This is a genomic window from Nonomuraea corallina, from assembly GCF_027620315.1.
Taxonomy (GTDB): domain Bacteria; phylum Actinomycetota; class Actinomycetes; order Streptosporangiales; family Streptosporangiaceae; genus Nonomuraea; species Nonomuraea corallina.
Window position 1 is genome coordinate 1 of record NZ_JAPNNL010000339.1, and the last position, 1,826, is coordinate 1,826.

The window sequence follows — 1,826 nt, forward strand, 5'->3', positions numbered from 1 at the left end:
ACCGCCGCTGGCTCGAACTGCGGGCCGTCACGGCCAAACGGGCGCTGGTCGCCGCGACCGGGGCCGCCCCGGAGTCCGTCGAGTTCCCCGACCTCGCCGACCCCGCCCCGTGGCGGGCCACCGGCGAGCTGTCCAGCTGGCTGATCGTCCACCTGGCCATGCCTACCGCCCGAGGTGAGGCGCCGGCCGCCGTGGCCGTGCCGCACGACCGGGTGCGGCTGAGATTCGACACGCTGCCCGACAGGGCCGGATGACGGAGCGACAGGTGACCATCGGGGCGCTTCTGCATGAACTCGTCACGGCCCAGGCCGCCCGCACGCCCGACGCGCCGGCGGTGCGGCAGTGGGACACCAGCCTCACCTACCGCGGGCTCACCGCGGCGGCCGGGGCGCTGGCGCACCGGCTGAAGGAGCTGGGCGCCGGGCCGGAGACGCGGGTCGGCGTCTGCGGCCGGCGCACGCCCGACCTGCTGGTGTCGGTGCTGGGCGTGCTGATGTCCGGCGCCGCGTACGTCCCGCTGGACCCCTCGCACCCGCGCAGGCGGCTGGAGACGGTCATCGACGACGCCGGGATCACCCTGGTCGTCGCCGACCAGGCGGGCCGGCGCGTCCTCGGCGACCTGCCCGTCCGCCTCGTCGCCCCCGCCCAGGGCGAGCTCCCGCCCCCCGAACCCGCGGCGACCGTCCCCGGCGCGGCCGCGTACGTGCTCTACACCTCCGGGTCCACCGGACGGCCCAAGGGGGTCGTGGTCAGCCACGCCTCGGCGGTGACGTTCGCGACCATGGCGGGCGAGTACTTCGGGCTGGACGCCTCCTGCCGCTCCATCGGGTTCGCGGCGCTCGGGTTCGACGTGTCCGTGCTCGACATCTTCGCGCCGCTCGCCCGCGGCGGATGCGTCATGTTCATCCCCGACGACGACCGGGTGGACCCGGTACGGCTGCAGCGGTTCCTGGAACGGCACCAGGTCACCTGGGGCACGATCCCGCCCGCGCTGCTGCCGCTGCTCGAACCCGACCGGCTGCCGTCGCTGCGCGACCTGCTCACCGCCGGCGAGCCCGCCGGTCCCGAGCAGGTGGCGCGGTGGTCGCGGCCGGGCCGCAGACGGTTCCACAACTGGTACGGGCCGACCGAGACGACCGTGTGCGTGGTCGGCACCGAGCTGGACGGCGCCTGGGACCGGCCGCTGCCCATCGGGCACGCGCTGCCGGGCTGCGACGCGTACATCCTCGACGACGAGCTGCGGCCGGTCCCGCCCGGCACGCCGGGGGAGCTGTGCATCGGCGGGCCGCAACTGGCCCGCGGCTACCTGCACCGGCCGGGCCTGACGGCCGACAAGTTCGTGCCCGACCCGTACGGGAAGCCGGGCGCGCGGCTGTACCGGACCGGCGACCAGGTGGTGCTCGACGAGCAGGGCCGGATCGGGTTCATCGGCCGGCTGGACCGGCAGGTGAAGGTCCAGGGCCAGCGGGTCGAGATCGGCGAGATCGAGACCGTGCTGCGCGCCCACCCCGAGGTCCGGCAGGCCGTCGTGGACGCGGGAACCGGGGCGGCGGGCCTGACGGAGCTGGTCGCCTACCTGACCCCGGAGCAGGCCCCGGTGCTGGACCAGGTGCGGGCGCACTGCCTGGAGAGCATGCCCGCCTACATGGTCCCGACCCGGGTGCTGCGCCTGCCGGCGCTGCCGCTGACCCCGGCGGGCAAGGTCGACCTGGCCGCCCTGCGCGCCCTGCGGGAGCGGCGCTCCGCCGAGACCGCCGCCCCCGAGACCGCCGCCCCCGAGACCGCCGCCCCCGAGACCGCCGCCCCCGAGACCGCCGCCCCCGAGA

Annotated in this window: 2 protein-coding genes; both read left to right on the forward strand. The window is 76.3% G+C overall.

Annotated features, from left to right (window positions below; all coding sequences use genetic code 11):
* Positions 1–254: hypothetical protein (locus OUY22_RS36560; protein WP_270159899.1), on the forward strand; the 254-nt coding region annotated here is incomplete at its 5' end.
* A gap of 11 nt (positions 255–265) precedes the next feature.
* A partial coding sequence (locus OUY22_RS36565; RefSeq protein WP_270159900.1) for an amino acid adenylation domain-containing protein occupies positions 266–1,826 on the forward strand: 1,561 nt, incomplete at its 3' end.